The 24,180-nt window shown below is 53.1% G+C and carries 26 protein-coding genes; 12 read left to right on the top strand and 14 right to left on the bottom strand.

Translation table 11 applies throughout. The features are described from left to right. Nucleotides 1–39 precede the first annotated feature (39 nt). From cshA to map, 4 genes are all read left to right on the top strand, one after another. Nucleotides 40–1,548, top strand: a complete 1,509-nt coding sequence (cshA, locus tag KNP71_RS11720) for a degradosome RNA helicase CshA (protein ID WP_087576473.1) — start codon at nucleotides 40–42, stop codon at nucleotides 1,546–1,548. Between the two features lie 101 nt (nucleotides 1,549–1,649). Continuing rightward, nucleotides 1,650–1,901 carry a hypothetical protein gene (locus KNP71_RS11715; protein ID WP_021067789.1) on the top strand — a complete coding sequence of 84 codons (252 nt, stop codon included), beginning with the start codon at nucleotides 1,650–1,652 and terminating at the stop codon, nucleotides 1,899–1,901. A gap of 45 nt (nucleotides 1,902–1,946) precedes the next feature. After that, a complete protein-coding gene (locus KNP71_RS11710) occupies nucleotides 1,947–3,131 on the top strand; it encodes an EAL-associated domain-containing protein (protein ID WP_029596040.1) in 1,185 nt (394 codons plus the stop codon). Between the two features lie 11 nt (nucleotides 3,132–3,142). Next, entirely contained in the window at nucleotides 3,143–3,892 is a 750-nt protein-coding gene (gene map, locus KNP71_RS11705; RefSeq protein ID WP_029596039.1) for a type I methionyl aminopeptidase, read from the top strand. A 49-nt stretch (nucleotides 3,893–3,941) separates the two neighbouring features. On the opposite strand, the gene menC is transcribed toward map, so the two are convergent. Genes menC through KNP71_RS11675 form a run of 6 tightly spaced genes read right to left on the bottom strand, consistent with a single transcriptional unit; the run spans nucleotide 3,942 to nucleotide 11,042 of the window. Beyond that, entirely contained in the window at nucleotides 3,942–5,009 is a 1,068-nt protein-coding gene (gene menC / locus KNP71_RS11700) for an o-succinylbenzoate synthase (protein ID WP_131472475.1), read from the bottom strand. Beyond that, the gene (gene menE, locus KNP71_RS11695; protein WP_131472477.1) at nucleotides 4,993–6,363 is read right to left on the bottom strand and encodes an o-succinylbenzoate--CoA ligase; all 1,371 of its coding nucleotides are present in this window, start codon (nucleotides 6,361–6,363) and stop codon (nucleotides 4,993–4,995) included. The genes menC and menE overlap by 17 nt, the downstream gene beginning before the upstream one ends. Before the next feature lie 49 nt (nucleotides 6,364–6,412). After that, nucleotides 6,413–7,237, bottom strand: coding sequence for a 1,4-dihydroxy-2-naphthoyl-CoA synthase (gene menB, locus KNP71_RS11690; RefSeq protein ID WP_021067784.1), 825 nt, complete (start codon nucleotides 7,235–7,237; stop codon nucleotides 6,413–6,415). Further along, nucleotides 7,238–8,011, bottom strand: a complete 774-nt coding sequence (locus tag KNP71_RS11685) for an alpha/beta fold hydrolase (protein WP_131472503.1) — start codon at nucleotides 8,009–8,011, stop codon at nucleotides 7,238–7,240. Next, entirely contained in the window at nucleotides 8,011–9,660 is a 1,650-nt protein-coding gene (gene menD / locus KNP71_RS11680) for a 2-succinyl-5-enolpyruvyl-6-hydroxy-3-cyclohexene-1-carboxylic-acid synthase (protein ID WP_131472479.1), read from the bottom strand. The genes KNP71_RS11685 and menD overlap by 1 nt, the downstream gene beginning before the upstream one ends. Continuing rightward, nucleotides 9,657–11,042 carry an isochorismate synthase gene (locus KNP71_RS11675; RefSeq protein WP_058765741.1) on the bottom strand — a complete coding sequence of 462 codons (1,386 nt, stop codon included), beginning with the start codon at nucleotides 11,040–11,042 and terminating at the stop codon, nucleotides 9,657–9,659. The genes menD and KNP71_RS11675 overlap by 4 nt, the downstream gene beginning before the upstream one ends. A 166-nt stretch (nucleotides 11,043–11,208) precedes the next feature. On the opposite strand from KNP71_RS11675, the gene KNP71_RS11670 reads away from it, so the two are divergent. Further along, the gene (locus KNP71_RS11670; RefSeq protein ID WP_214756671.1) at nucleotides 11,209–12,108 is read left to right on the top strand and encodes a 1,4-dihydroxy-2-naphthoate polyprenyltransferase; all 900 of its coding nucleotides are present in this window, start codon (nucleotides 11,209–11,211) and stop codon (nucleotides 12,106–12,108) included. An 18-nt stretch (nucleotides 12,109–12,126) separates the two neighbouring features. Continuing rightward, nucleotides 12,127–12,678, top strand: coding sequence for a beta-class carbonic anhydrase (locus KNP71_RS11665; RefSeq protein WP_021067779.1), 552 nt, complete (start codon nucleotides 12,127–12,129; stop codon nucleotides 12,676–12,678). 41 nt (nucleotides 12,679–12,719) lie between these two features. Here KNP71_RS11665 and KNP71_RS11660 read toward each other — a convergent pair whose 3' ends face one another. The 4 genes from KNP71_RS11660 to KNP71_RS11645 form a co-directional block, all read right to left on the bottom strand. Next, nucleotides 12,720–13,667, bottom strand: a complete 948-nt coding sequence (locus tag KNP71_RS11660; protein ID WP_021067778.1) for a YihY/virulence factor BrkB family protein — start codon at nucleotides 13,665–13,667, stop codon at nucleotides 12,720–12,722. Nucleotides 13,668–13,735: 68 nt separating this feature from the next. After that, entirely contained in the window at nucleotides 13,736–14,173 is a 438-nt protein-coding gene (locus KNP71_RS11655) for an NUDIX domain-containing protein (protein WP_035385765.1), read from the bottom strand. Nucleotides 14,174–14,239: 66 nt separating this feature from the next. After that, nucleotides 14,240–15,166 carry a carbohydrate kinase family protein gene (locus KNP71_RS11650; protein WP_021067776.1) on the bottom strand — a complete coding sequence of 309 codons (927 nt, stop codon included), beginning with the start codon at nucleotides 15,164–15,166 and terminating at the stop codon, nucleotides 14,240–14,242. A 110-nt stretch (nucleotides 15,167–15,276) separates the two neighbouring features. Continuing rightward, complete coding sequence (locus tag KNP71_RS11645; RefSeq protein WP_021067775.1) at nucleotides 15,277–17,184, bottom strand: heavy metal translocating P-type ATPase; 1,908 nt, start codon at nucleotides 17,182–17,184, stop codon at nucleotides 15,277–15,279. Nucleotides 17,185–17,383: 199 nt separating this feature from the next. Here KNP71_RS11645 and KNP71_RS11640 point away from each other — a divergent pair, with 199 nt between their 5' ends. Both KNP71_RS11640 and KNP71_RS11635 read left to right on the top strand, forming a co-directional pair. After that, complete coding sequence (locus KNP71_RS11640) at nucleotides 17,384–18,319, top strand: DMT family transporter (RefSeq protein WP_214802881.1); 936 nt, start codon at nucleotides 17,384–17,386, stop codon at nucleotides 18,317–18,319. Between the two features lie 137 nt (nucleotides 18,320–18,456). Continuing rightward, on the top strand, nucleotides 18,457–18,759 hold the full coding sequence (locus tag KNP71_RS11635; RefSeq protein ID WP_058765743.1) for a hypothetical protein: 303 nt from the start codon (nucleotides 18,457–18,459) through the stop codon (nucleotides 18,757–18,759). 37 nt (nucleotides 18,760–18,796) lie between these two features. On the opposite strand, the gene KNP71_RS11630 is transcribed toward KNP71_RS11635, so the two are convergent. The 3 genes from KNP71_RS11630 to yfkAB are packed head-to-tail and all read right to left on the bottom strand — an operon-like array spanning nucleotide 18,797 to nucleotide 21,339. After that, complete coding sequence (locus KNP71_RS11630) at nucleotides 18,797–19,939, bottom strand: MFS transporter (protein WP_214830745.1); 1,143 nt, start codon at nucleotides 19,937–19,939, stop codon at nucleotides 18,797–18,799. 45 nt (nucleotides 19,940–19,984) lie between these two features. Then, nucleotides 19,985–20,179 (bottom strand): hypothetical protein, encoded by a 195-nt coding sequence (locus KNP71_RS11625; RefSeq protein WP_021067771.1) that lies wholly within the window; start codon nucleotides 20,177–20,179, stop codon nucleotides 19,985–19,987. Between the two features lie 53 nt (nucleotides 20,180–20,232). Beyond that, the gene (gene yfkAB, locus KNP71_RS11620) at nucleotides 20,233–21,339 is read right to left on the bottom strand and encodes a radical SAM/CxCxxxxC motif protein YfkAB (RefSeq protein WP_021067770.1); all 1,107 of its coding nucleotides are present in this window, start codon (nucleotides 21,337–21,339) and stop codon (nucleotides 20,233–20,235) included. Between the two features lie 85 nt (nucleotides 21,340–21,424). On the opposite strand from yfkAB, the gene KNP71_RS11615 reads away from it, so the two are divergent. From KNP71_RS11615 to KNP71_RS11605, 3 genes are all read left to right on the top strand, one after another. Continuing rightward, nucleotides 21,425–21,634: a hypothetical protein gene (locus tag KNP71_RS11615; RefSeq protein ID WP_016510454.1), complete on the top strand. Its 210-nt coding sequence runs from the start codon at nucleotides 21,425–21,427 to the stop codon at nucleotides 21,632–21,634. Continuing rightward, nucleotides 21,631–23,007, top strand: coding sequence for a 23S rRNA (uracil(1939)-C(5))-methyltransferase RlmD (gene rlmD, locus KNP71_RS11610; RefSeq protein WP_214799564.1), 1,377 nt, complete (start codon nucleotides 21,631–21,633; stop codon nucleotides 23,005–23,007). Before KNP71_RS11615 ends, rlmD begins: the two co-directional genes overlap by 4 nt. A gap of 96 nt (nucleotides 23,008–23,103) precedes the next feature. Then, nucleotides 23,104–23,511, top strand: coding sequence for a cytidine deaminase (locus tag KNP71_RS11605; RefSeq protein ID WP_021067768.1), 408 nt, complete (start codon nucleotides 23,104–23,106; stop codon nucleotides 23,509–23,511). Between the two features lie 31 nt (nucleotides 23,512–23,542). Here the strand turns inward: KNP71_RS11605 and KNP71_RS11600 are convergent, their stop codons facing one another. Then, nucleotides 23,543–23,758, bottom strand: coding sequence for a hypothetical protein (locus KNP71_RS11600; RefSeq protein ID WP_031200364.1), 216 nt, complete (start codon nucleotides 23,756–23,758; stop codon nucleotides 23,543–23,545). 121 nt (nucleotides 23,759–23,879) lie between these two features. Here KNP71_RS11600 and KNP71_RS11595 point away from each other — a divergent pair, with 121 nt between their 5' ends. Continuing rightward, nucleotides 23,880–24,167 carry a hypothetical protein gene (locus KNP71_RS11595; RefSeq protein ID WP_021067766.1) on the top strand — a complete coding sequence of 96 codons (288 nt, stop codon included), beginning with the start codon at nucleotides 23,880–23,882 and terminating at the stop codon, nucleotides 24,165–24,167. Nucleotides 24,168–24,180: the final 13 nt, after the last annotated feature.

Below are 24,180 nucleotides of genomic sequence, written 5' to 3'. Positions count from 1 at the left end.
ACCTCAGACGTTTTTTGTATGAAAAAAGGAGAATATAATTTGACAAAATTCCAAGATTTACAGTTAAGTGAAGTATTAGTAAAAGGTGTACTCAAAATGGGCTTCGAAGAAGCTACACCGATCCAAGCTGAGACAATTCCTGTCGCACTCACAGGAGTGGACGTATTAGGTCAAGCGCAAACAGGTACAGGGAAAACAGCAGCTTTCGGTATTCCGACAATTGAGCGAATCGATACAAAGGCACGTCAAGTCCAAGCACTTGTTCTTGCACCGACACGTGAACTTGCGATTCAAGTTGCAGAAGAATTGAACAAAATTGGTGAAGCGAAGCGCGTTTACGCACTTCCAGTATACGGTGGCCAACAAATCGACCGCCAAATTCGTGGTTTGAAAAAGAACCCACAAATCGTCGTTGCGACACCTGGACGTCTCATGGACCACATGAAACGCAAGACGATCAAACTCGACGAGATCCAAACAGTGATCTTGGATGAGGCAGATGAAATGCTCAACATGGGCTTCGTTGAAGATATCGAGATGATTTTGAAAGGCCTTCCGGCTGAACGTCAAACGCTTCTCTTCTCTGCAACAATGCCACCACAAATCAAGAAGATTGCTGAGCGCTTCATGAAGTCGCCGACAATCATCAAAGTCAAAGCGAAGGAAATGACAGTTGAGAACATCAACCAACAATTCCTCGAATTGCGCGAAGGCCAAAAATTCGATACGCTTTGCCGTTTGATCGACATCGACTCGCCAGAACTCAGCATCATCTTCGCTCGTACGAAGAAACGTGTTGACGAAGTGACAGAAGCACTGATCAAGCGTGGTTACACGGCTGATGGTCTTCACGGTGACTTAACGCAATCAAAACGTGACCAAGTCATCCGTCGCTTCAAAAACAGCACGATTGACATCTTGGTCGCAACAGACGTAGCGGCACGTGGTCTTGATATCACAGGCGTTACACACGTTTACAACTTTGACGTCCCACAAGACCCGGAAAGCTACGTGCACCGTATCGGACGTACAGGCCGTGCTGGTAAAACAGGTACAGCTCTTACGTTCATCACGCCACGTGAATTCGGTCAAGTCAAAGCAATCGAACGCGTAACAAACAAGAAGATGAACCGTCGTCACGTTCCGACAATCGCAGAAGTGCTTGAGGGCAACCAAAAGCAATCGGCTGAAGATTTGATCGAACGTGTACAAGCGGGCGACTTCAAAGCTTACACGCAACTTGCGACTGAGCTTCTTGAAGAATACGAAGCAGTCGAGCTTCTCGCAGCGGCACTTCGTGGATTGACGAAAGAGCCAGATTCAACTCCGGTTGAAATCTCGTATGCAGAACCAGTTCGCGTCAAACGTCAAGGTGGACGCAACGACCGTGGTGGATACCGTGGAAATCGCAGTGGCGGCGGCGAACGTCGTGGCGGCGGTGACCGTGGTGGACGCAGCGGTGGCGGCGGTGGATACCGTGGCAAACGCACGGGTGGAGAAGACCGTCGTCGTTCAGACGACCGTGGCCCACGCCGTCCGCGTGACTAATCAATAACCCAAAACCGCATCTCCCTAAGTGGATTTGCGGTTTTTTTTTTGGTGTCATGCTACACTAAACGAGTAGAGACAGAAAAATGAGGTGTCAACGGATGATTGAATTAGGTTTTGGTCTCGTCATACTATTGGCGTGCGTCCTGGCTTTGAAACCGATTATAACGCGGACCGAACGTCCGAATTTCCGATATATCCCGGTCGCCACGCTCCTGTTCGGCGCCATGATTTGGCTGGTGATGGCCATCGGCGTCGGTGGGAAGATGGGAATCGGGTACGGTGTGATGAGTATCGTATATTTCATTGCTTGTTTCGGTGCCTATATGTATGTGCATACACGAGCGAGCTGAACCCAGCTCGCTTTCGTGTTTAGAAAAAAAGACGAGGTGATCAAGGTGGATGCAGTGGATGTGATGATGAACCCAGAAGAAGTCGAAGTGACATTTGAACCGATTCTCGGGGCTGCTACCTTTCAAGTAGAGGGGTATATGGTGCATGGGCAGTTCAGGGGCGAATCGCTCACCCCTTTCTTTTATGACGATGACGTTCCGCTGGAGTATCAGCTCGACATCGCTAAACGCATGGAGCGTCTTGCCGCCGAACAGTTGCGGGACGAAACGCAATTCGTCACGTTCCGATGTCGGTCAGAATGGATTCTCGATCAAGGCGGCGAGGCGTTTTTGGCCCCGCTGCGGGAGTTGAACTTCCCGCTCCATCGCATTTATGTGACACTTCAAGGGACTGACCTCGTCGACGTGTCACGTTTGTCACGAGTCGTCCAATATTATCGTTCGTCCGGTGTCAAAGTCGCGCTCGACTTCGCTGAGTCGACAAGCATTGAAGATATCATGACGGTGGCGCCTGAGATGCTACTCGTCGATTTGGCGACGATGGTCGAGAAGAAGACGTTATCGGTCACGTATCCGCAAATGCTTCAGACGATGGAATATATCGCTTCCCGTCTCGGGGCTCCGCTCTTGTACAAATCAATTGATCACCTCGGGCAGCTGCGTTATGCGTGGCGTCATGGCGGACGTTATTATATGGGTGGACTCCTGGGTCAAGGTGATGCGACACCGCCGCGCGAAGCGAAAGGCATGAGCGTCTTGACACAAGAAGTGCCGTCATTCTTCTTGCACGATCAAGAGCGGATCAAGCGATTGTATGAGCTTGAGTTCGAACTCCATAAACAAATTCACGACCTCGTCCAAAGCGGGAAGTGGTCGCGCGATAAAAAAGATGAATGGTTGCTCCATATTGCGCCGAAACTCGAAGGAACGTTCGTCCGCTACTATTTGACGGACCAAACCGGGTTCCAGACGAGCGCGAACGTCTATCAGGCGCAGTCAAATTGGACAGTCGACAATACGTATCGCGGCTATAACTGGAGTTTCCGGCCGTACTTCATTCGCACGATGGCGGCGATGGACGTGCGCGGACGAGGCTACTTGTCCGAGGATTATCGTGACTTCAGCTCGAACGAAGTGACACGGACGTTCAGTTATCCGTTACCGGATGGCATGTTCTTGTTTGCGGATTTATCAGAAGAGTTCTTATATCAAAATCGACTATTAGATTGAGAGGGAAAACGATGTTAGATTATGATTACGATGCATTGCGTGAGATTGGACGGATTGTCGCCTTGGCGCGCGACGAGATGGCGAAAGCGGTCAAACCGGGCATGACGACGAAACAGTTGGATGAGATTGGACAACGTATTTTGGAAGCGGAAGGGGCCGCCTCGGCCCCGATTACGATGTATGAGTTCCCAGGCTACACGTGCATCTCCATCAATGAAGTCGCAGCCCACGGGATTCCGGGCGAGCTTGTCATCCAAGACGGGGACGTGGTCAACGTCGACGTCTCGGCCGTGAAGGATGGTTACTATGCCGACACTGGGCGTACGGTCATCGCGGGCACACCGAAATCGGCTAAACACGAGCGTTTGGTCGAAGTGTCATTGACCTCGCTCGAAGCGGGTCTCAGCAAAGTGAAGGCGGGCGTCAAGGTCAACCAAATCGGCAAGGCGATTTATGCCGATGCCCGGAAGAACGGCTTCACGGTCATCCGCAACTTAGCGGGCCATGGTCTTGGGCGCACCCTTCATGGGGAGCCGGAGACGATCTCGAACTATTATAGTCGTGAAGAGAACGACATTTTGAAGGAAGGTCAAGTCATTGCCGTCGAGACATTCATCTCGACGCAAGACGAAATCGTCTATCAATCGGAAGAAGACGGCTGGTCGTTGTTCACCCCGAACAACAGCCTCGTCTCTCAATTCGAGCACACGGTCGTCGTCACGAAAGACGGCTATGAAGTGTTGACGGGCACATTCCGTTAACGATGAAAAAGCGGCAGACGCGAGGTCTGCCGCTTTTTTTGCGGAGTTTTTACAGGAGTCGAACTGTCTGTTCGCTCAGTTGCTCGATTGTCGTCCAATCCGGTGCGACCTGGTCGGGAAGCATCAACTGTCCGTTCTCGACCTCAAGCGGGGTATCGAGCAAATCGGTCTCGAAGTAAGCGCTCGTCCCGGCCATATCGGCCGGGTAGGCGGCTCCGCTCATTGAGGCGAATAAGAGCGTGTGATAACGGCCGATGGAGGACTCATACATACCACCAACCCAGTAGGGGGTGCCGCTATCGCGAATCGCGAGTGCCTCGCTCCAGCCGCCGACGCGGGCCGGTTTGATATTGACGATGCGACCGGCTCGAAGTCGATGCATCGTCGCCACGTCTTGAGCCGAACTGATCGATTCATCGAGACAAATCGGTGTGGTGAGCCGTGCCTGCAAGTCTGCTGTCTCGACCCAATGTGTGCTCGGATAAGGCTGCTCAATCATCAAGAGACGGTAGGTATCTAACGCCTCAAACCAGTCAAGCGGTTGCTCGGAGCCACTTCCGTTCAAATCAATCATGAGCGGGGCGTCCGGAAAATTGTTCCGAATTTCGCCGAGCGCAGGGAGTAGTTCATGCGGGGACGCTTTTAACTTGATCCGGTCGAATCCGGACGCGAGCGCAGACTCGATGGCGTTCAATGTTTGACTGAGCAGACCGATGCCGATGGTCCGGCCACAGGCCACGGTGTCGCCGGCTTGGACGTATTGTTTTAATGTCTGATTCGCGCGGGCCGCTTCCACCTCCCATAGAGCGCTTTCCCACATCGCTTTCGCCATCGGATGGCCGATGATGGAGCTGACATGGGTACCGAACGAGGCGGCGGACAACGTCATTCCTTTCAACAGTTGGATAATTAAAGCGGACGTATCGATGACGGAGCGGACGGTCTCAGCCGTATACCATGGCGTCTCGAACGCGACACCTTCCCCGTAGCCGACAACACCGTCGACCGTCTCCAGACGGAGAATGACCGTCCGTCTCGTCGTCAACACGGCGTGGGCGGTGACAATCGGATGTTTGAACGTGAGGGGGACGATATACAGTTCAGCGCGACGAATCATGGTCAGCCTCCTTTAAGCGATGACGCATCAATTTACCGTTGGCGTTACGAGGCAACTCGTCGACGGCAATCCATGCTTTCGGATGTTTATAAGACGCCAGATGGTCGTGCAACAGCTGAATTGCCTCATCGAAATCGAACGTACCGACCGTGAAGGCGACAGGTATCGCTCCCCAAGTCGGGTCGGGACGACCGACGACCCCTACGTCTTGAATGCCCTGGCAACGCAATAACACGCTCTCGATTTCGGCTGGATAAATGTTCTCGCCGCCAGAGATAATCAAGTCACTGCGACGGTCATGGACGTACAAGTAACCATCCTTGATTGTGCCGAGATCACCGGTCTGCCAATAGCCGTCGGGCGTCCAGGCGTCGGCCTCTGGCTGTCTATAGTAACCAGGGGTCACCGTCGGTCCGTTCACTTCAATCTCCCCATCCGCATTGATACGGAGTTGGGTCGGCGCAATCGATTGACCGCTCGAACCGATGTGGGCGAGCGCCTCGGATGGCAAGAGCGTCGCGACTTGCGAACACGTCTCCGTCATTCCGTACGTCTGGGCGACCGGTAACTGCCGCCGCTCGGCTTCTTCGAGCAACGGGCGCGGTACGGGACCACCACCGACGAGCAGAAGTCGTAGCTGATGGCGGGAAAGACCTGCGTCGAGGAGACGCTGAAGCATGACGGCGACAAGCGAGATGTGGGTGATTCTTGCCGTCTCAATCAACTCGAGTGTCTGGACGACATCGAACCTCGGTTCGACGTATAATGTCGAACCGAAACGGGCGCTCCGATACACTTGGGCGAGTCCGCTCATATGGAAGAGTGGCGTGACGATGAGCATCCGATCACTCATCCCATATCCGAGGCGAGTCTTGGCCGCCTCGGCGCTCGCGATGTGATTGCCGAACGTCTGCTTTACGGCCTTGGCTCGACCGGTCGTGCCTGAGGTGAACATGAGCGACATGACTTCATCGTCTGCCCACTCGTGCGGTGTGGCGAGTGACGCCTCATCTCGTGACGTCAACGCGAATTGGGTGATCGACAGTTCAATCGGTTCATCGACGAGCAATACATCGATATCGGCCGTCTCGATTTGTCCTGCCAGTTCGCTCATCGTCAACCGTGTGTTGAGCGGAACGAGCACTTTTCCGAGTAACTGGATGGCATGGACAGCGATGACATAATCAGCGCTGTTCGCAGCGCGTAATCCGATATGGCGGGCTTCGGGTGCGACCCGTTCCAAGAAGTGGGCTAAACGGGCACTCTCCGCGCTTAACTCGGCCCAGGTCAAACTGACGGACGCGGTGACGAGTGCCATGGCGTCACGTCGATGTTGTGTCACATAACGATTCATCATCAGGACCTCCAAAAAAAGAGTAGCGAAGTCGCTACTCTTTGTCGATTTACGGGAAACGCGGGAACTGACCGAAGTCTGGGTCGCGTTTTTCTTTGAAAGCGTCGCGTCCTTCTTTCGCTTCGTCTGTCGTGTAGTAGAGAAGCGTCGCGTCGCCGGCAAGCTGTTGAAGTCCTGCAAGTCCGTCCGTGTCGGCGTTCATCGCTGCCTTCAAGAAGCGAAGGGCCGTCGGAGAGTGTTGCAAGATCTCTTGGCACCATTGGATCGTCTCGGCTTCAAGTTGCTCGAGTGGGACGACCGTGTTGACGAGTCCCATGTCAAGCGCCTGCTGTGCGTCGTATTGACGGCAGAGGTACCAGATTTCGCGTGCTTTCTTGTGGCCGATGATGCGAGCCAAGTAACCTGAACCGTAACCGGCATCGAACGAGCCCACTTTTGGTCCAGTTTGACCGAAACGGGCGTTGTCGGCTGCAATCGTCAAGTCACAGACGACGTGCAAGACGTGTCCGCCACCGATTGCATAACCGGCTACCATGGCGATAACTGGTTTCGGGATGACGCGAATCAAGCGTTGAAGGTCGAGGACGTTCAAGCGTGGAATCTCGTCGTCACCGACGTAGCCGCCGTGGCCGCGTACTTTTTGGTCGCCGCCTGAGCAGAAGGCTTGATCGCCTTCACCAGTCAAGATGATGGCACCGACTTCTTTATCGTCACGGGCGCGTGCGAACGCGTCGATGAGCTCGTTTACCGTGAGTGGACGGAACGCGTTCCGTACTTCCGGACGGTTGATGGTGATTTTGGCGATGCCGTTCCACTTCTCGTACTTGATATCTTCGTACGTGCGGACCGATGTCCAGTTTGCTACTGATTCCATTTAAATTCCCCCTAAAATCAATTTCTCTATCATTGTACCAAATTGTTGGGCATTCTCGACATGTGGAGCATGAGATGCGTCCGAAATTTCATGAATTTCAATATCGGGACGAATCAACTGCATGTTCCGAGCAATCTGTTGAAACTTCACATCGTGTTCTCCGACAATCAAATCGGTGCGAGGTAAGCGCTCGAGTAGCGGCCAGAGCGACGGCATGCTGCCCGTCCCGATAGCGCGAAGGCTGTCCGCGAGTGCGACTGGATGTTGGGCCAACCGCTCAGGACGGAGTGCGGCACGCATCTCATTAGTCTGATGCCAGAGCGGAAGCTGTTCCCAACGGTCGACGAACGCCTCAAGTCCTGCTCGCTCGATGAATTCAGCGAGCTTTTCGTCTTGAAGCCGGCGTTGTCGACGTTCGGCCGCACTGAGTCCGGGCGTCGTGCTAATGCCGATAAAATGGGTGACCCGATCATCATAGGCGGCGAGTGTCATGCCGACACGTCCGCCGAGCGAGTAACCGACGACCGTCCACGGACCTTCGTCCGTATCGAGTAGCGCCGACAAGTCTTTTACCTGTTGACTCATCTTGGCACGCTCGACCGGCTGATGGCCCGTTTCACCATGTTGCAACAGTGTCGGGGCGACGAGTCGGACGGGTAGTTCCGGGAAGCGGGAAAGCCATCCCGCGTTTCCTGTGAAGCCGTGCAACAGCAAGACCGGCCGGCCGTTGCCGCGTTCGAGCACCTCGTACGAGACGCCTCGCAGCGAACGCATCACGACTCATTCCCCGTCGCCAAGCGGTCCGTGAGCGAAGCAGTCCAACGACGGTGCTCCGCCACGTTCGTCGTACGGTCGGATGGAAACTCGATGAGTTGGACGCCCGCCTCGATGGCGGCCGTGACGTCTTCAGGCTGCTCCAGCCGTTGATAGCTGAGCCCGTATGTGTCAGCGAATCCACGCAGGTTCAGCTGCAGCGGTGTCCCGAACAAGTCCTCGAACATTTGCGGTGCGATCGAAGCTTGTGGCAAGAAGGAGAAGATGCCGCCCCCGTCGTTGTTGACGACGACGATGGAAAACGAACCTGGATGCGATTTGACGAGCTGGAGCGCGTTGCTGTCATGATAAAATGCCAAGTCGCCAATCAACAAGGCGGCCTTGTCCGTATCGTGACAGGCACCGAGCGCGCTCGAGATGATGCCGTCAATCCCATTCGCCCCGCGGTTGGCGACGACGTCAATCGACTGACCGGCTGAAAGTGTCGTATCGATATCACGAATCGGCATGCTATTGCTAACGAAGATGCGTTCGAGACGTGACGCTAGCAAATGACGCGTCAATGCACTTTCTCCGCTCAAAGCAGGTTTCGCGGATTCGATGATCTGTTCGAACAACGCGAACCGATCGAATAAGTCGACGTCATAGTTTTTGTTGATGGCGGCTACATAATCAATCGCATCTCCGTACACGACCGTAGCATGATTTGACGGGTCGCGGAACGAGCCCGGTTGCTCAATCAAGACGCACGGGACGTCCTGGAGCCACTGGTTCAATCGTTTCGAGACGGGAGCGGCGCCGAAGCGGACGACCGTGTCAGGCGTCCATTCCGTCCGATGCTCGCTCGCGAGCCATGTGTCGTAGTTCGTCAGCACGTGATCAAATCGGCGCATCCCGCTCAACGGGTCGGCGAAAATTGGGATATGATACGTTTGCGCCGCTTTATAAATCGCTTCAAGCCATGACGCCGGTGTCCCGGGACCGACGAGGAAGGCGAGACGGTCAACATCGATGTCTCGTTTGAAGCGGTTCACGTCACTTGTTGTCGGCTTGAGATAGGTCGGTTCAGACAATTCGGCGTCCCCTTCAAGCAGTGACGTTAAGCGTTCGATGTCCGGCAATAACGGCTCGCGGAACGGGATGTTCACGTGGACTGGTCCGAACGGCGCGTGCATGCTCGTTCGAACGAGCCGGCTCACCGCTTGTTCCATGTAGCGCTGGCTGGCGGCTTCAGGAACAGGGAGGTCGATGCTCGCTTTGACATGCTCGCCGTACAGCCGGACTTGATCGATTGCTTGAGGAGCGCCGACGTTCCGGAGCTCATGCGGACGGTCTGTCGTCAATACGATGAGCGGCAACTGCGAGATGTTCGCCTCGGCCACCGCAGAAAAGTAGTTGGTCGCGGCGGTGCCACTCGTGCAGATGAGCGCGACCGGTCGCAACGATGAGGTGGAGCGGGTCAAGCCGAGAGCGAAGAAGGCGGCCGAACGTTCATCGACGATGATATGATGACGGACGCTCGGATGAAGATAAGCGGCCATGGCCAGCGGGGTCGAGCGCGAACCGGGACTGATGACGATATCCTCGACGCCTTGTTCGACGAGCCGGTTCATCATCTGGGCGACCCAATCCGTTAACGTTTCATTCATGCTTGATTGCCTCCTGCGCTTACTTTGTCCAACCCGAGTGCTTGCTTGATTGGACTGAGCTTGATTTCCGTCTCGGCGAGTTCCGCTTCGAGCTCAGACTCTTGGACGATTCCACAGCCTGCGTATAGCGCCACGAATTGGTGATGCACGAGGGCGGACCGGATTGAGACGACGAATTCGCCTTCTCCTTCCGTATTCAACCAGCCGAACGGCGAACCGTACCAACCGCGGTCGAAGCGCTCAATCTCACGCAATAAGCGGACAGACGTCCGTTTCGGTGAACCGCCGAGCGCGGGGGTCGGGTGGAGCGACTCGATGATGGACAGCAATGACGCGTTCGTATCGAGCGTCGCTTGAATCGGTGTATGCAGATGGAACACCGAGCGATTTTCTAATATACGCGGCGTTTCGGGTGCCTTGATAGTAGCCGCGTATGGAGTGAGGGCGTTTTTAATGTCCTTCACGACAATTTGATGCTCATCTAAATTCTTCGCATCGTGCAACAGCGTCTGTTTGGCTACATCCGCCTCGATTTCTGTGTCCGGTCGTTTAATCGTTCCGGCGATGGCTGCCGTTTCGATGTACGGTCCTTGTTTTTTGACGAGGCGCTCCGGGGTCGCCCCGAAAAAGCCGATTTCTCGCTTCGGTTGATATAAGAAGACGTAACTGCCCGTTTGATGTTCTGACAAATGGCGTAACGTCGTCGCGAACGGGAACGGCTCTTCTGATGTTTGATATATCTCTTCACGGGCGATGACGATTTTCTCGACGCGTTCTTCCGAGATGTTCAGTTTGGCTTGTTGGAAGCTCGACTTGAAGTGGTCGACGCCATCTTTCACTTGAGAGTAGGTCGGTGCCTGCTCGTCGGGAGCGTGCAACGCGTTGAACTGGGCGAGCTGATCGGCCAGTTGAATCAAATATTGTTCGACTGAACGTTTCGCGGAGACGAGTGTCGAGACGGTCAACGTGTGTTTGTCACCCGAACGGCGATATAAAAATTTAGGCACGACCAATGACGCTTCGCCGAACGCTTCCCACATATTTTTCTGGGGGCGGATGAACGTGTCGAACGAGAAGCCTGAGAACGCATAAATGACCGCATCGACGTCCCGGCGGTGCAGGCTCCAATCATATTGCAACCGTTGGAACCGTTCCGGGCCAGAAGCCGTCAACACGAGCGCATCGGCACATCCGAGCATCTCGAGGGAGCGGTCGGGTGTCGAAAAATAATAATGGGACGTTTCGGTATTTTGAATGATATGAAACGCGTCGAACGAAGGGATCTCCCACGTGTAGGAGGCCAAGACCGGCCGTTGCCAAGCACGTGCCCGTTTATGGGCTTGCTCGATTCGTTGTTTAATGTGTGTTTGAGTATCTGGCATGTAAGAAAAGCCTCCTCAATCCAATGGAATTCTCATTCTTTAGTGTATCATGACTTCACGGCAGAACTGGCCGTCAAATGCTCGGGAAAGTGAAGGGAACCGTTCGAGCGACGGGCATTGACAGATTTTTTTAAAGAGACGTAAACTAACGAAGGGAGGGAAGTGCATGAAGAAGAGAGAGAAAGGTGCCTATTGGCGCATGATTCGTCCGCACACATTGACGGCGAGCTTCATACCGGTGCTGTTAGGGACGTTCATCGTCCTCGGGCAAGTCGAATTGAAATGGGGACTGTTCCTGGCGATGCTCATCGCCTCGGTCTTGATTCAAATCGCGACGAATTTATTCAATGAGTATTACGATTATAAGCGCGGGCTCGACCATGAAGGGTCAATCGGAATCGGTGGTTCAATCGTACGCGATGGATTCACACCGGGCCAAGTCCTCGGGATTGCCCTTGGGATGTACGGGGTAGCGGCCGTGCTCGGTCTTTATATCGCCGCTTCGACGAGCTGGCACTTGATTTGGATCGGCGTGTTGTCGATGGTCGTCGGGTTCCTCTATACAGGAGGTCCGCTTCCCATCGCCTATACACCGTTCGGTGAACTCGTCGCCGGTCTGTTCATGGGGTATGTCATTATCGGGATTTCAGGATACATCCAAATCGGAACGGTGACGACGGAGCTGTTGCTCGTGTCGTTCCCGATGGCGCTGTTAATCGGGGCCATCTTGCTCGCGAACAATATTCGCGACTTAGATAACGATAAAGTGAACGGGCGCAAAACGATTGCCTGTCTCGTCGGACATCGACGTGCGGTTCTCGTCTTAGCCGGATTCTTTATCGCGGCGTTGATTGGCATTATCGTCGCTGTCGTCGGGTTTGGCGTGACGCCTTGGGTGCTGTTGTCACTCTTGACCATTCCGATTATGATTCGGGCGGTGAAACGCTTTTGGATCAAACAGGAACCGGCTCAATTGATGCCAGCGATGGCGATGACCGCAAAAGTGAACACGTTGTTCGGTGCTTGGATGGTCATCGGTTTGATGGTCGCGCGATTCATCGCGTAAATAAAAGGAGGGAACCATATGTCAGTCGTTCAAGAAATGTTAGCGTTCAATGAAAAATTCGTCTCGGAGAAACAATACGAAGAGTTCGTCTCGGACAAGTTCCCCGATAAGAAAATTGTCATTTTAACATGTATGGATACACGTCTGACGGCGTTACTGCCGAAAGCTCTCGGTTTGAAAAACGGGGATGCTAAAATTATAAAAAATGCGGGTGCTGTCCTATCACATCCGTTCGGTTCGGTCATGCGTTCCATTCTTGTCGCGCTGTATGCGCTCGGAGCGGAAGAAGTCATCGTCATCGGGCACTATGATTGCGGGATGGCGGCCATCGACCCAAACGCGGTCATCGGCGAAATGGAGCGTCGCGGGATCGAACCGCAAACGCTCCAGACGCTCAAATCGTCGGGTATGGATTTGGAGAAGTGGTTACACGGGTTTGACTCGGTCGAAGCGAACGTCGTCAACTCGGTCAGTCTCATCAAAAACCATCCACTCTTGCCACCGGGCACGAACGTCCACGGATTCGTCATCGATCCGGCGACGGGACGTCTCGATGTCGTCGAAGCATAACGTAAAAGGCGGTCTCTCCTGCAGAGACCGCCTTTCTTTCGTTACCCGTATGTGTTGACGGGAATGTCTTTATACTCGTCCTCGTCCGAATCTTTCGATTTGGACTTTTTATTTTTCTTATAGTTTTTCTCGTACTCACGTTCGCTCGGCGTTTTGAAGAAACGTTGCCAAGTAGCATTGATTTCTGACCCGATCAAAATGATCATGCCGGTCAATTGTAACCAGAGCAACGTGACGATAATCCCCCCGAGTGAACCGTACGTCGAATCGTAGTTGCCGAAGTTTGAGACGTACAGGCTGAATCCGAGTGAGACGAGCTGCCAGGCGATGACGCCGAAGATCGCGCCTGGAATCGTGCTCTTCCAAAACACGTGTTGTTGAGGAGCAATCTTATAAAAAATCGAGAGCGTCAAAATCAAGATGACGGTCGTCAACACGTAGCGGAACACGTTAATCAAGATGACGTCAGCCCCTGAGATGGGGATGAAGCGCATCAAAAAGTCGATGATTTGTGAACCGAACACGTTCGAGACAATGAGCAACAGTACGCCGACACCGAGCAAGAGCGTCAAGCCGAGCGCGATGCCTTTGCTGACGAAGAAGTTTCGTTCGTTGTCTTCCCCGTATGCGTGAATCGCCATGTTAATCAAGCGTTCGACCCCTTTAGCGGCCGACCAAATCGCCAAAATCGCACCGATTGAGAGGAGTCCGCCGCGCGGTTCGCCAATCGCGTCAAAAATCCCGGTCAAAAAATCAGTCGCGGCCGCCCCAGGCGCCAAGTTGTTCAACTGTTCTTGGAACGATGCCTGGGAAATGTCGAAGAACGACAGCAACGCGAGAATGAAGATGATGCCCGGAAAAATCGATAAGAACCAAAAAAAAGCGAGCGTCGCGCCGTAATCTTGAACATCATGTTCTTTGAAGCGACGAAGCAACTCTTTCCCGAAGGCGAACCAATTCTTTTTTTCTTTCACTTCTGTAGTATCCATGTATGAGCCTCCTGAACGTTATCGTTAGAAACTTTCTTTCCCGAAATGTCAGGAGGCTACACATAAAATCAGTCTTCGGCCAGCGTTTTATTGAAAAAGCGCTCGGCCTCGTTCGCGAGCAAGTCGGCGAGTGACGGCGGTCGTACCGGCAAATGGCTGAGCGCGCTGCGTTTCACCCACATTGGTGTGTATGAACCATTCGTCTGTTCGGCTTGAAACTCTTCGCCGGTGCCGGTGCCGAATTCGCCACCGGTCACGCGAGCCCAGTAATACGGGTTCAACTCGCCATTGAAAGCGACGTGAGCGGCTACCCCTTCGAGTTCGACGTGGACGCCGAGCTCTTCGAACGCCTCACGGACGGCCGTCTCTTCGGCGGTATGGCCGAATTCGACTCCGCCACCTGGGAAGACATAATACAAAAGGTTCTCTTTTTCTCGGCGAATGAGCGCGACTTCGTCATGTTCATTCACGAGGATGATGGCACTGCGTAATTTCGTTCTGACCAATGGAATCGTTCCTTTCGATTTCGAATCGTGAACAAAACGCATCGACTCGCGGCCGATGCGTGTTGGTTAATCTGCTGCTGGTTGTTCGAGTGATGCATACATATCAGGCGTCAGGCCGTTATCGTGCGAGGCGATGACTTTCCCGGCGACGCGCATCCCGAGTCGGAGCGCATCCTCAATCGGATGGCGTTTCATCAACTCGGAGATGACAGCGGAGAAGAACGAGTCACCGGCACCGGTCGAGTCGGCGACTTTCACTTTCGTCGTCGGGACGTGGCCTTGTTCGTTCGTACGCAAGTCGACATAGACCGCACCGAGTTCACTCATCGTGACGATTGTGAGCGGGGCACCTTTCATGGCGAGCACTTCAGCGACACGTAACGCATCGTCCACCGTGACGATCGACATGTCAGATAGAATCTCTGCTTCTTCACGGCTACAGATGAAGCCGGTGAAGCCTTGAAGCAAATGGCGGTTCCGTTCGATGACAGACAGATGGCCGCACACGCCGTAAAGCGGGAGTTTCATCTCGCGGCATAGCTCAATCGTCTCGTTGAGCACGTTGACCGACAAGTCGAGGTCGATGGCGACCGCCTGACTTTCGGCGAACACCGTATCGATGCGACGAAGGATACATTCTTCCATCATCGCCTCGTCCGGTTGCTTCGAGATCGACGTTTGAAGATCGCCGTTGTTATCCATGACGGCCAGCCACATGCCCATGCCGTTGTCATCGAGCAAATCGACGTGATCGACGTTCACATTCAAACCGCGGAGTTCCTCGAGGACACCCATCCCGATTTGATCGTTCGTCACGGTCGACACGAAACGGACATCATTGCCGAGGACACCTAAATTTTGAGCGACGTTACGGCCGGTTCCGCCGTTTGAGAACGCGATGTCACCGACGTTCTTGGCATCTTTATGGAGCGGGGCGAACGAGGTTCCTTTAATATCGACAAACACTTTGCCGATTACTGCTATCGTATTCATACACTGTACCACCTTTAGCCAATCTTCCTAATCAGTTCCGGTCTAATTAGACACATTGTTTCAATTATAGCGAAATCGCCAACGGCTTTCAATGACGGTGTCGATTTTTGTCAGTCCCATGACGTGCTGAGCAAGCGTAGGCCGTTCAAAATGACGAGGATGGTCGATCCTTCGTGCCCAACGACGGCGAATGGCATGACGAGCAATTCGAAGATGTTCGTCGCAATCAAGACGAGGATGACCCCTAATGCGAACACGACGTTTTGGAGGACGACCCGATTCAACTTACGCGACTGTTTGATGGCCGAGCTTAGGCGGTTCAAATCGTTCTTCATCAAGACGACGTCGGCCGTCTCAAGAGCGGCGTCCGTCCCTTCTCCCATCGCAATCCCGACATCGGCCGTCGCGAGGGCAGGGGCGTCGTTAATCCCGTCACCAATCATGCCGATGCTGCCATACTCTTGTTTCAATCGTTTAATGTGCTCGACTTTCTCTTCCGGAAGACATTCGGCAATATAGCGGGTCAAGCCGGCCTCGGAGGCGATGGCGCGTGCTGTTGCCTCGTTGTCACCCGTGATCATGATGGTGGCGATGCCGAGGTGGTTGAGTCGCTCGATCGCTTGCTTGGCCTCGGGACGTAACGTGTCTCGAAGCGCGAACGCCCCAATTGTCTTCTCTTCGTCACTGATGAATACGAGTGTGTGGCCGGCCGCTTTCAAACGTTCGACTTCGTCGCGGAAAAAGTCGTGGCTGCGATCGGCGAATTTCTGTTTACCGACCCGGTAAGCGACACCGTCGATGGTCGCTTCAATCCCAGACCCGGTCACGTCTTTAAAGTGTTCCATCGCCCCCGTATAACTGCCCGTATACTGAACGAGCGCCTCGGCGAGCGGATGCATCGAATGTTCTTCAATCAAGCTGACAATGCGATACACGTGTTCTTGTGTCGTATCGGGATGAATCAACGCCGCTTGGACTTCTGGTTTACCGATTGTGAGCGTACCGGTCTTATCGAACGCGACGGCTTTCAAACGTCCCATATTTTCGATATGGACACCGCCTTTGAATAAAATCCCGTGTTTAGCAGACGAGGCAATGGCTGCGAGTGCCGCCGGCGTGATGGCGGCAACGAGTGCACACGGCGAAGCGACAACGAGAAGGATCATCCCGCGGTAAATGCTCGTCTCGAGCGACCATGACGTCAATACCGGGCCGAGCAAGATGATTGCCGTGACGGAAGCGAGCACGACTTGAACGTAGCGTCCCTCGTACCGGTCGATGAACTGGGCGGACGGTGATTTTTCTTCTTGCGCCTGCTGGACCATCTGAATGATTTTTTGGAACAATGTCTCTGTGGCGAGCTTTGTCACTTCGAGCGTCAAGACACCGTTCAAGTTTACGCTTGATCCATATACCTCATCGCCGACGTTCCGGTCGACCGGAATCGATTCACCGGTGATGGCGGCTTCCTCAATCGAGGCGCTACCTTTCAAAATCCGACCGTCGACCGGGATGCGCTCGCCGGGTCTTACGTAGATGTGGTCACCGACGCGCAGTTCGTCGATATGGACGACCTCGAGGCCGCCCGAGCTGTTCAATCGGGTCGCTTGCTCAGGTTGGAGTTCCATGAGCGATTCAAGGGCACGCTCATTTTTATTCATCGTATACGTCTCAAGGGCGCCTGATAACGCGAAGATGAAGATTAGGATGGCGCCTTCCATCCAGTACCCGATTGAAGCAGCACCGATGGCGGCGATAATCATGAGTAGCTCGACGTTCAAGGAGCGCGTCTCCCATGTATCGGTCAAGCCTTCCTTGGCTTTGGCATATCCGCCGATTAAAAAGGCGGTCAAATACAGAGTGACGTAGAGCGCAGGAGCTCCGTCTTGTCTTTCCGCGATATATGCGAGTACAATCAATACACCACTGATGAGCGCCATGATGAGCTCGATATGTTCGACCCAGCTGGCCCGTTTGAAGACGTGGCTTTTTTCGTGTGTGACGGTTGATGTGTTCATGTGAGCACCTCTTTCTAATTGAGAATATATATCAGTTAAATGATAATGAATGAGGATGATTATCATTATCTATTGTTGATATTATTAGGTTTTACGCGAATTAAAGGTGAATCCCTTATTTATAATAATTATCGTGTAAGTCTATTTTAGCACCAAACGTAATCACTCACAAACTAAAAGATTAAGGAGTTTTTGTGTCATGCCGAATGTATTTCAACGCCCTTGGACGGTCACGTTCTTAGCCCTATTCAACACGTTCTTATGGGGGAGCGCCTTTCCGTTCATCAAACTGAGCTACGAAGCGCTCGATATCCAGGAAAACGAATACGGGCAACAGCTGTTCTTTGCCGGGGAACGCTTTTTATTGGCCGGTCTGCTCTTACTCGTCATCAGTCGACTCGTCTTCAAGCGTCCGATTCGCTTAACTGCTGAAAAGCTAAAGGCGTATGCGCATTTAGGGGCATTTCTGACGTTCTTACAATATTTGTTCTTCTATATCGGTCTTTCGATCTCGACGGGGGTGCAGGGCTCGATTATCGCGGGGTCGACGTCATTTTTCCAGATGGCACTCGCTCATTTTCGTTATGAGGATGATCGCTTGAATCGCTTGAAAGGGATTGCCCTTACGCTCGGATTCTCCGGAATCGTCATCGCCAACTGGCCGACGGCAAGCGCGGAAGTCGGGTTTGGGATTGGAGAGATTCTGCTCATTATGGCGATGATCTCAGGCGCGTTCGGGAATTTGATTGCCAAAGATTATTCGCGCTCGCATGACGTCGCTCCGATGACGGCTTGGGCGATGGTGATTGGCTCGCTCGGACTACTCATCGTCGGTTGCGTGCTTGCGCCAGGGGATGTGTTCCTGCCTTACACCGTGACGACCCTCTTCTTCTTGTTGTATCTCGCCCTTTTATCGGCGGTCGGGTTCACATTATGGAATACGCTGATGAAATATAATCCGGTCAGCCGGGTATCGCTCTATATGTTCTTTGTTCCCTTATTCGGTGTCGTCCTATCGAGCGTGTTACTCGGGGAGACGATTCCATGGAACGCGCTCGTCGGGTTGTTGTTCGTCATCGCTGGGATTTATCTCTCCACATATTTTCAAGGACGAGCGAATCGGGGAGTGCGATGACAAAGTGAGGGAGAGGCATGGTTGACGGAATCTTGTTCCCATGGCAAAATATATTAAAAATTCTGAATTCTTTCAGTTGAAATCGGTCTTCGTTGTAAAGACTTGCGTGCGAATCGAAAAGAAAGGAGGGTGCTACCGTGGCAAGAAATCCAATCGTCCGAAACATACTCATCTCTCGCCAACCGCGAGACGAGTATGTCAAATACGTGATGAAGTGCGTAAGTCGCGGGTTGAAGGAACATCATGAGCAAGTGGACGCGCGTGCTATGAGGCATGGCGAAGACATTCAGACGAAATGGCAAATCAATGATCGAGTCATTGAAGTCACGCTCAAGTCCGATGTGTTGGCCTCGCTCGAGACGGAACCGTTCGCGCTCGATGAGGTGTTCATGCGGGCGTTCGAACGAAACGATGTCAGGCTCGGTCCGCTGAAAGAATAACGTGAAACAGGGAGGGTCTCGGCGGAGACCCTCCCTTTTAGATGTCAATCGGCTTGGCTTTCGCCGTGAATAAACTGACGGCCAGAATCCCAAGAATGAGCGTATACATCAAGAAATACACTTCTTTTGGTAACGCGATCCAAAATGCGCCAATCATCGGTCCGCTAATCGAACCTACGCTGAACGAGATGCTATAGAGCATATTGCCGGTCGGTAACAACGAACGCGGCAACACTTCCGTCATATGGGCCAGTCCGAGCGAATATGTCGAGCCGAGCCCGGCGCCTGCGAGCGCGAACAAGACGAGGAGCCAGACGTAATGGTCGACGGCCAGGTTGGCAATCGCAAAAACGAGCGTGCCGAGTGTCAGGACGATTTGAAGAATCCGCTTTTTCCCGAAGTGATCGGCGAGCCGACCGAGCGGTAATTGCACGATAATCGAGGCGACGATGAACGTCGTGATGAGCGTGCTCGTCTGCGTGAGCCCGATATCGTTGCGGACTGTGAAAATCGGTAAGTTGGCATTCAAGCTCGCTTCAAGGAACCCGTATGTAAAAGCAGGTAAGAGCGTATACCCGCCGCCGATGAGGACGAGTCGAATGCGTCCTTTCGAGTCGGTCTTCACTTTCTCGGTCTCAGGATACTCATTGTCGACCTTGAAGATCAAGAACAAGGATGCGAGACAGAAGACGATCAAGACGAGGAACGGCAGCCAAAAGTGAAGGTCGACGAGCGGCGCGATGAGCGGACCGACCGCGAAACCAAGGCTGAACGCCATCCCGTAATACGCCATTGCTCGTCCCAGGCTCCGCTTGTCGCTCGCAGACGTGACCCACACTTGGGATCCGTAATGGAGCGCCGAGTCACCGAAGCCGATGACGAAACGCATGAGCGCCCACATGAGCAGGGACGGCCAGAGCGGCAAGAAGAACGTAGCGAGCGCCGTCAAGATGATGCCAAGGACGATGGTCGGACGAAATCCGTACTTGCGGACGAACCGTTCGAGTAGCGGGGCGGAGACGATTACCCCGAGATAGAGCATGGTCGCGTTCAACCCGTTCAACCAGGCCGGGTTGCCGTCCCGTTCGATGAGTGTCGACAAGAGCGGGATGAGCGCACCTTGAATCAAGCCGGAGATAAAGACGACAAGTAATAAAATTGAAAATCGAAAGCGTTGCATAGTTCACCTCATCATTGATTGCATAGTAAAAAGCTGAGAAGAGTCTCAGCTTTTTGGCTCGTCAATCGGTTGGGGTACATGGTTCAAGTGTAAGAGTTCATCGTCCCAACTGCCTTGACTGAATACTTCATCACGGTCTACTTTGTCTGAAACGAATGCGGCTGTCAATAAGATGCTGAGCACACCACCGAAAATGATGATGGCCATGACGGTGATCATAAATACATAGATGGCTGTCATCTTCAAACACCTCGATTCAGTTTATATACTGAACATTTCCCGAATCGAAGTAATTAAAACGGTTCGGCCACACGTTCCCGGAAGTTCACTTCAGGATAGTACGCTTGTTTGACGAGTGCGTTCGGGCCGAGGCATTTGACAGCCGGACAGTGGCAGGACAGTGTGGCGTTCAAACTGCTGTTCGTCCACGCCTCATACGCGTCTTGGAACGAGGTGTCATACAACGTCCCGAGCGTGCCGAGCTCATCGCCGAAGTCGGTGACGATGATTTGGCCGTCGAAGATGTTCGTGTTGAGGCGTGAGCGGCCATCCGGGTCGTTTCGCACGGTCACGTTCTTCGCCTCGTGGAGCCGTTTCAATAAAGCGCGGTCTTCCGGTAACTCGGAACAAGCATAGAACGGCAACGTTCCGAACAGCATCCAAACGTTCTCGTCCCGGACATCGAGCAGGTCGTGAATCGCCTGGCGAGTGTCAGGGAGCGACGCCGACTCGAGCGCACTGGCAAAATCGGCGGGGTACATTGGGTGCACTTCATGACGTTGACAGCCGAGTGCGACAATCTCTTCATGGATTTCCTTCAAGTGCGGAATCGTCCGTTTGTTGAGCATCGTCTCGGCCGATACGATCACACCCTCGGCCGTAAGCGCACGGGCGTTGTCTTTCATCGTCTGAAGCATCTTCAAACGTGCCTCCGCGCTCGGTTTTCGGTCCATCATCGCGAAACCGCCCTCTAAGAAGTCGGCGTCCGTTCCCCAGTTATGCGAAATGTGCAAAACGTCGAGGTAAGGGGTAATAAGATGGTAGCGAGAGAGCGGGAGCGTCAAGTTTGAGTTGATTTGCGTGCGGGCGCCGCGCTCCTTAGCGTAACGCAAGAGTGGGACGACGTAGTTGCGCACCGATTTCATCGACAGCATCGGTTCGCCGCCCGTAATCGAAAACGCGCGTAAATGCTCGATTTCATCCAAACGCGAAATCAATAAGTCGAGCGGGACTTCGGGTTCTTCTGTCTGGTCGAGCATATAGCCGACCGCGCAATGCTCGCAGCGCATATTGCATAGTTTGGTCGTCGTCACTTCGACGTTCGAAAGGACGAGGCGACCGAACTCGGTTTGATCGAGGTATGCTTCCCACGGATCAAACGTTGTCGAGATGTTTTGCATATCAATTCCACCTTTTCTTCAAGTCACACGAAATAGTATGCTATAATAACAACTCTTTGTCACGAACCAAAGGAGCGATCACGAGATGGGTAAATCACGAACAGATACGGCAGGAAAAATGAACGTGTTAAAATCGAGAACGGAATTACTGTGCTTATCAGTCAATACGTTGGACGAATTCACGACGCCAGAGGATTTGCATCGATTGTTAGCTGATATTGATTCCTTACGTGCGAAAGTCGTACGTTACGCCAAAGATTTAGAACAAGTATCTCGAAAGGATGAAACACATTGAAACTGATCGTAGGAGAATACACAAGCGCCCAAGCCGAGCGGCTAGGCATTAACGGAGAGGGCATCGCGACGATTGATCGCATGGTCATCTTCATTCCGAACTTATTGCCGGGAGAGAAGGCGAAAGTCGAAATTACGCGCGTCGAGCGGAACTACGCCGAGGCACGCGTCATCAAGCGCGATAATGATTCACCGGACCGGGTCAAGCCACCATGTCCGATTTATGACGAGTGTGGCGGTTGCCAGATTCAACATATGAGTCCGCGCCTGCAGATGGACTATAAAGAAGAAATCGTCCGCAACGCCTTCCGTCAAAAGACGAAATTGAACGTCGACAAATCGGATATCCGTGGTACGAAAGGGATGGACAACCCTTGGTATTACCGCAACAAGTCACAATTCCCGCTCTCGACGCGCCGCGGTGAAATCGTGTCAGGGCTCTACAAGCCGAACACGAATGAGCTCGTGCCAATCGAACACTGCATGGTGCAGCAGCGCGACACGACGAACATCAACAACGCCATCGTCCGTATTTTGAACGAACTCGACATCCCTGTATACGATGCGCGCCGTGACGTCGGTTTTGCCCGTACCGTCATCGTCCGCTCGGGCTATAAGACGGATGACGTTCAAGTCGTACTCGTCGTCGGGAATGAAGATGTCCCGCGTTTGGACGAACTGAGTGACCGCATCATGGCGTTGCCGAACGTCGTGTCGTTCCACTTGAATATTAACTCGAACCGTTCAGGCGTCATCTTCGGGTACCGCACGGTTCATATCGCCGGGCAAGACAAGATGGACGAACAGCTTGACGACGTCCATTACCACTTGTCACCGCGTGCGTTCTTCCAACTCAATCCGGCTCAGACGGAAGTCATGTATCGGGAAGTCGTCGAGGCGGCTGGCCTAACGGGTGAAGAACGGGTCATCGATGCGTACGCTGGTGTCGGTTCAATCGGGCTCTGGCTCGCGCCACATGCAAAAGAGATTCGCGGGATGGAAGTCGTCCCAGAAGCAGTCGAAGATGCGAATGCGCACATGCGTGAGAACGGGTTCAGCCATGCAACCTATGTTGAAGGCCGGGCCGAACATTGGATTCCGCGCTGGGTCAAGGACGGTTGGATTCCAGATGTCATCGTCGTCGATCCGCCGCGCACAGGTGTCGATCATCAACTCCTCAATGCAATGATTTCATCGAAAGCGAAACGCATCGTGTACGTGTCATGTAACCCACAGACACTCGCACGGGATGCGGATCAACTCATGAAAGCCGACTATAAAATCAACTATATCCAGCCGTACGATATGTTCCCGCAGACGGCACACGTCGAGTCAATCGTCGTCTTCGAGAAGAAGAAAAAGAAAAAGTATTGACGGGGTTGTGAAAACGCTTGCAAAAACAGTGTTTTCACGCTATAGTTCAGATGTCAGACTTCTTTTGATAAACGTTAAGAAGCGGAGGAACATCAGATGATCCCACAAGAAAAAGTGAACGAGCTTGTCCATAAAGCAATTGATGCACGGTCGCGTGCCTATACACCGTATTCGAAATTCAATGTCGGGGCCGTCGTCATTGACGAGACCGGCAAAGAAATTTTGGGTTGCAACGTCGAAAACGCTTCGTACGGGTTGTCGATGTGTGCAGAACGGACCGCCATCTTCAAAGCGGTATCGGAAGGCAGCAAGGCAATCGAGACGGTCGTTGTCGTTGGAGACACAGCGGGCCCAATCTCGCCGTGTGGCGCTTGCCGTCAAGTCATTGCCGAGTTTGCGAGTGACGACTTTACGTTGATTCTCGCGAACATGGCCGGAGAGACGAAAGTGATGACAAAAGAAGAGATGCTACCATACGGCTTCTCGCCAAAAGATTTAACGTGAAATAAAGATGCGGACGAATTCGTCCGCATCTTTATTTGTTGCCGTCATATTTTTTCTCGCTGGCCGAGTCGTCCTTCGAGTGTCGTTTCTGTTTTTCATCCTTCACTTTTTGGTTCAGCTCTTCCACCGGAATCGGGTCGACGGTCTCCATGCCCTCCTGGTCGAAGATACTCTCCTTGTCGGTATCGACAGCATCCGGATTATCGAACGGTCGCTTTGACGGGTTCTGTGATTTCTTCATCCTCATCGCCTCCTTGTGTTGATTGTTATTCCACTCTGTTAAATTGTGTAAACGCTTTAGGAAACGGGTTTCGATTTTGCGGAACAGTGGAATTATCGGTACATAGTGACTAAGGAGGGGTATTCGGATGGATAAGAAAGTCTTAATGGGAATCGTACTCGGTGTGGCCGGGGCTGCGCTCGTCGCGCCGAAAGTGGCAGCGCTCTTGACGCAAGACCACGATGAGGATACATGGAGCAAGATGGATCGCATGGAAAGTGTCGATTCAGATAAAGACGAGGCGGAAGCGGGTCTCACTCAACTTGACTCGAATCACCGGGCCGAGTGGCAAGCGAACGGCTTTCCGCAGACGCACGCTGAGCGGGAGCGTCTCATGAATGAATCAGATGATGCCTATAAAGGGAAGGACATCTAAAAACAGACAGCCA

The sequence above is a fragment of the Exiguobacterium sp. s56 genome, from assembly GCF_018618255.1.
GTDB classification, from domain to species: Bacteria; Bacillota; Bacilli; order Exiguobacteriales; family Exiguobacteriaceae; genus Exiguobacterium; species Exiguobacterium chiriqhucha.
This window is presented reverse-complemented; position numbering and strand designations above follow the sequence as displayed.

Bases quoted from the DNA above. Each gene is read 5' to 3' on its own strand.
- KNP71_RS11660 (WP_021067778.1), bottom strand. From the start codon at position 13,667: ATGGATACTACAGAAGTGAAAGAAAAAAAGAATTGGTTCGCCTTCGGG.
- KNP71_RS11605 (WP_021067768.1), top strand. From the start codon at position 23,104: ATGATCCCACAAGAAAAAGTGAACGAGCTTGTCCATAAAGCAATTGAT.
- menB (WP_021067784.1), bottom strand. From the start codon at position 7,237: ATGGAATCAGTAGCAAACTGGACATCGGTCCGCACGTACGAAGATATC.
- KNP71_RS11665 (WP_021067779.1), top strand. From the start codon at position 12,127: ATGTCAGTCGTTCAAGAAATGTTAGCGTTCAATGAAAAATTCGTCTCG.
- KNP71_RS11650 (WP_021067776.1), bottom strand. From the start codon at position 15,166: ATGAATACGATAGCAGTAATCGGCAAAGTGTTTGTCGATATTAAAGGA.
- KNP71_RS11645 (WP_021067775.1), bottom strand. From the start codon at position 17,184: ATGAACACATCAACCGTCACACACGAAAAAAGCCACGTCTTCAAACGG.
- map (WP_029596039.1), top strand. From the start codon at position 3,143: ATGTTAGATTATGATTACGATGCATTGCGTGAGATTGGACGGATTGTC.
- KNP71_RS11615 (WP_016510454.1), top strand. From the start codon at position 21,425: ATGGGTAAATCACGAACAGATACGGCAGGAAAAATGAACGTGTTAAAA.
- menE (WP_131472477.1), bottom strand. From the start codon at position 6,363: ATGAATCGTTATGTGACACAACATCGACGTGACGCCATGGCACTCGTC.
- KNP71_RS11595 (WP_021067766.1), top strand. From the start codon at position 23,880: ATGGATAAGAAAGTCTTAATGGGAATCGTACTCGGTGTGGCCGGGGCT.
- yfkAB (WP_021067770.1), bottom strand. From the start codon at position 21,339: ATGCAAAACATCTCGACAACGTTTGATCCGTGGGAAGCATACCTCGAT.
- KNP71_RS11630 (WP_214830745.1), bottom strand. From the start codon at position 19,939: ATGCAACGCTTTCGATTTTCAATTTTATTACTTGTCGTCTTTATCTCC.
- KNP71_RS11685 (WP_131472503.1), bottom strand. From the start codon at position 8,011: ATGCGTTCGCTGCGAGGCGTCTCGTACGAGGTGCTCGAACGCGGCAAC.
- KNP71_RS11670 (WP_214756671.1), top strand. From the start codon at position 11,209: ATGAAGAAGAGAGAGAAAGGTGCCTATTGGCGCATGATTCGTCCGCAC.
- menD (WP_131472479.1), bottom strand. From the start codon at position 9,660: ATGAATGAAACGTTAACGGATTGGGTCGCCCAGATGATGAACCGGCTC.
- KNP71_RS11600 (WP_031200364.1), bottom strand. From the start codon at position 23,758: ATGAGGATGAAGAAATCACAGAACCCGTCAAAGCGACCGTTCGATAAT.
- KNP71_RS11675 (WP_058765741.1), bottom strand. From the start codon at position 11,042: ATGCCAGATACTCAAACACACATTAAACAACGAATCGAGCAAGCCCAT.
- KNP71_RS11640 (WP_214802881.1), top strand. From the start codon at position 17,384: ATGCCGAATGTATTTCAACGCCCTTGGACGGTCACGTTCTTAGCCCTA.
- KNP71_RS11625 (WP_021067771.1), bottom strand. From the start codon at position 20,179: ATGACAGCCATCTATGTATTTATGATCACCGTCATGGCCATCATCATT.
- KNP71_RS11715 (WP_021067789.1), top strand. From the start codon at position 1,650: ATGATTGAATTAGGTTTTGGTCTCGTCATACTATTGGCGTGCGTCCTG.
- menC (WP_131472475.1), bottom strand. From the start codon at position 5,009: ATGATTCGTCGCGCTGAACTGTATATCGTCCCCCTCACGTTCAAACAT.